General features: G+C 75.1%; 3 protein-coding genes and 1 pseudogene. 2 read left to right on the plus strand and 2 right to left on the minus strand.

What is annotated here, in order from left to right; genetic code table 11:
- The first annotated feature begins 123 nt into the window (after positions 1-123).
- On the plus strand, positions 124-1056 hold the full coding sequence (locus FOE67_RS18940; protein WP_438874255.1) for an RluA family pseudouridine synthase: 933 nt from the start codon (positions 124-126) through the stop codon (positions 1054-1056).
- A 33-nt stretch (positions 1057-1089) separates the two neighbouring features.
- Here FOE67_RS18940 and FOE67_RS18945 read toward each other — a convergent pair whose 3' ends face one another.
- Positions 1090-2244 carry a mechanosensitive ion channel family protein gene (locus tag FOE67_RS18945; protein WP_182665892.1) on the minus strand — a complete coding sequence of 385 codons (1155 nt, stop codon included), beginning with the start codon at positions 2242-2244 and terminating at the stop codon, positions 1090-1092.
- Positions 2245-2538: 294 nt separating this feature from the next.
- Between FOE67_RS18945 and FOE67_RS18950 the strand changes: the two genes are divergently transcribed.
- Positions 2539-3240 (plus strand): dienelactone hydrolase family protein, encoded by a 702-nt coding sequence (locus tag FOE67_RS18950; protein WP_182665894.1) that lies wholly within the window; start codon positions 2539-2541, stop codon positions 3238-3240.
- Between the two features lie 25 nt (positions 3241-3265).
- On the opposite strand, the pseudogene FOE67_RS18955 reads toward FOE67_RS18950, so the two are convergent.
- Positions 3266-3960: pseudogene (locus tag FOE67_RS18955) on the minus strand (serine/threonine protein kinase); the annotation flags it as partial.

Consider the following 3960-nt stretch of genomic DNA (forward strand, 5'->3'; position numbering starts at 1 on the left):
GCCCTGATCTTCCCCGCCCCGATCGCGGACGGGGCGTCCGCGCGGGAGGTCGGGGTCGGTCGGCGGGCCTGCGGTGGTCCGGGCGGCCGTGCCCCGTCCGGCATACTCGTGTGGGTGAACAGCGTGCCCGAAACCCGGACCCTGCCCGTGCCCGAAGGACTGGAGGGGGAGCGGGTCGACGCCGCCCTCGCCCGGATGCTGGGCTTCTCCCGCACCAAGGCGGCCGAACTGGCGGCCGAGGGGAGGGTTCGGCTGGACGGCACGGAGGTCGGCAAGTCCGAGCGGGTCACCGGCGGTTCCTGGCTGGAGGTGGAGATGCCCGCCCCGCCGGCCCCCGTGCGCGTGGTCGCCGAGCCGGTCGAGGGCATGGGCATCGTCCACGACGACGACGACCTGGTCGTGGTCGACAAGCCGATCGGGGTGGCCGCCCACCCCAGCCCGGGATGGACCGGCCCCACGGTCATCGGCGGCCTGGCCGCCGCCGGCTTCACCGTGGCCACCTCCGGCGCGGCCGAACGACAGGGCATCGTCCACCGCCTGGACGTGGGCACCTCCGGCCTGATGGTGGTGGCCAAGTCCGAGCGCGCCTACACCCTGCTCAAGCAGCAGTTCCGCGAGCGCACCGTGGACAAGCGGTACCACGCCCTGGTCCAGGGACACCCCGACCCGCTCAGCGGCACCATCGACGCGCCGATCGGCCGCCACCCCCGGCACGACTGGAAGTGGGCGGTCACCGCCGCCGGCAAGCCGTCGATCACCCACTACGACCTGATCGAGGCGTTCCGGGCCGCCAGTCTCCTGGACATCAAGCTGGAGACCGGGCGCACCCACCAGATCCGGGTGCACATGTCCGCCCACCGCCACCCCTGCGTCGGCGACCTCACCTACGGCGCCGACCCCACCCTGGCCCGCCGGCTGGGGCTGGCCCGCCAGTGGCTGCACGCCCGCAACCTGGGGTTCGAGCACCCCGCCGACGGCCGGTGGGCGGAGTTCTCCTCGGAGTACCCCGAGGACCTGGCGAACGCCCTGCGGGTCATCCGGGCCGAGAGCGCCTGACCCCCCGGCCGGGGCGGGCGCGCCCGCCCCGCCTCACCCCCGCCGGTCGGCCTCGCGCCGGGCCCGGGGCGGTGCGGTGCCGTGGCCCGCGGTCTCCCCGGAGGGGTTCTCCCCGCCGTCCCGTCCGGGCCCGTCCGCGCCCGAGCGGGGCCCCGGCAGGACGGCCGGCGCGGTGTTGATCCGGGGCAGGGCGTAGGGGTGCTCGCGGTGCAGCCAGGAGATCATCTCCTCGCGCGCGGCACAGCGCAGGTCCCACACGTCCGAGGAGTTCGCCGCCGACATCGCCGCCCGCACCTCGATGGTGCTCGCCGTGGTGTCGGTGACCACCAGGCTCCAGCTGCGGCCGTCCCACTCCTTGCGGCCCAGCAGGAAGGTGCGCAGGTGCTCGCGCAGCTCGGGCACCGGCGCGGAGTGGTCCAGGTACAGGAAGACCGTTCCGGTGATCTCGTGGCCGCCGCGCGACCAGTTCTCGTACGGCTGCCCGTTGAAGTGCGACACCGGCATGGTCAGTCGCCGGTCGTCCCAGATCCGGATGGTGATGAAGGCCAGCGAGATCTCCTCGACGGTGCCCCACTCGCCCTCGACCACCACCGTGTCGCCGATCTTCACCGAGTCCCCGAAGGCGATCTGCAGACCGGCGAAGAGGTTGCCGAGCATGGACTGGGCGGCCACACCGGCGATGATGCCGAGCACACCGGCCGAGGCCAGCATCGAGGCGCCCAGCGTCCGCAGGGCGGGGAAGAGCACCACGATCGCGATCGCGCTGGCGACCACCGCGAGGATGGTGGTGATCACCCGTCGCACGATGGTCAGCTGGGTGCGGAACTGCCGCACCCGGGCGATGTCGTCGGTGCGGCCGGCGTACGAGGCCAGGATGTTCTCCGCCACGGCGCCCGCCGCCACGATCGCCAGCCAGGCGGAGGCCGCGGTGGTGATGACGGCGAGGATCGTCCCGATCACCGCGTTCTGCGGGATGTCCAGACCCGAGGGGTCGTGGGCGAGCTGGAGGGCGGTGGAGACCAGCAGCACCTGCAGCGGGGCCTGGCACCGCCGCAGCAGCTGCGGCAACCGGTTCTCCGGCTTGCGGCGGGTCGCGGTGCGCAGCCCCCGGTCGATCAGCCAGCCCAGCGCCACCGCGATCACCACGGCGCCGCCCAGCACGAGCACCGGCCGCAGCACGTCGTTCATCGAACCGTCAGCTCCTCAATCCATCCGTGGGATGTCGGCCCGGACGCCGTCGTGCCGGACATGTCGTGGTTCCCCGCGGGGTCCGCCGACCCGTCCCCGCCCGGCGCGTCGGCCGGGGGCGGGTCGGCGGGCCCCGCCACAGGCTAGCCGGCAGGATGGGCCGACGGGGACCCGCTCCCGTCCCGGGCGTGCCGCCGAACGGGTGCGGCCGTCGGGCCGCCCGGAGCCGGGCGACACCTCGCCCGGGACCGCGACATCCCCGTGACATCGGCGATTACGGCCGTGTCCCGGGTGGTGCGGCCCCCGGTACCGGGTCCCGTTCACGCCCGATCCAGCCGACCCGAAAGCGACTCCGACGTGGCCGATGTCATCCTCTTCCATTCCGCGATGGGACCGCGTCCCGCGGTGTTCGCCCTCGCCGACCGGCTGCGTGCCGCCGGACACACGGTGCACGTGCCGGACCTGTACGCGGCGTCGGACGAGCCGGGGGAGGGGGCGCCGGCCGGCGGGGGAACCGCCGATCCCGTGGTCACCGACGACCCGGGGAAGGCGGCGGAACTGGTGGAGTCGGTGGGCCGGGAGGAGCTCCTGCGCCGCGCGATCGCGGCGGCGGCCCCCCACTCGGACCGGGGACTGGTCTACGCCGGGCTGTCCCTGGGCGCCTCGCTCGCCCAGACCGTGGCCCTGGGCGACGGGCGGGCGCGCGGTCTGCTCCTGCTGCACGGCACCGCCGACCTGTCGCCGGACGCCTCCGCCCCGGACCTGCCCGCCCAACTCCACATCGCCGACCCCGATCCCTTCGAGCCGCACGACTGGCAGACCGCCTGGTACCTGGGGATGCGGCGGGCGGGGGTGGACATCGAGGTCTTCCGGTATCCGGGAGCCGGCCACCTGTACACCGACCCGGACCTGCCCGATCACGACGCGGAGGCCGCCGAGCGGACCGTGGCGATCGCCCTGGACTTCCTCGCGGACGTCGACGCCGCCGGGGAGTGAGCCGGGCCGGGGTCCGGGACGGGGATCACTCCCGTGCGCAGCGTCCGCTCCCGCCTCCCCCGGGGTGACAGACCAGGTCCCGGTCGGCGGGGTCCGTGCCCAGGAAGCGGCCCACGCAGTCGTTGGAGGAGGTCCGCCCCCGCTCGGCGCAGAACGCGACGGCCGCGTGGCCGTCGGCGAAGGGTCCGGGGGCGTACACCACCCAGTAGCCGGGGTTCAGGGAGGCGTGGTCGTCGCTGAGCAGGACCCGGGCCTCCGGCACCTCGGCCCGCACGGCGGCCAGGCGCCGGTCCCGCGCGCCGGTGCCGGAGGAGACGGGCTCGGAGAAGAGCTGGGCGACCCAACCGGAGGGGGTGTCCCCGGCACCGGGAACCGCCCCGGGACCGGCGTCGACGGGGTCGGTGCCGATGGGGTCGGTCGTACCGTCGTCCCCCGCCGGGTCGGGGTCCGACCTCCCGTGATCGGCGGGATCCGGCTCGGAGCCCGCCGGGTCGGGGTCGGTCCCGGTGTCCCCCTTTTCCGTGGTCCCGTTTTCCGCATTCCCGGTGTCCTCCGGCCCCGCGTCGCCGGCGTCCGTGTCGGGGCCCGGTGTCGCCCCGGCACCGATGTTCCCGGGACCGGGGGAGCCCTCCTCCCCGTTCCCCGCGGAGGGGAGCAGGAACGCGCCGCCGATGACCGCCGCGGCGACGACCGCCCCGGCGGCGAGGACCGCCCCCGCCC

The sequence above is a fragment of the Streptomyces calidiresistens genome, from assembly GCF_014141525.1.
Lineage (GTDB): Bacteria > Actinomycetota > Actinomycetes > Streptomycetales > Streptomycetaceae > Streptomyces > Streptomyces calidiresistens.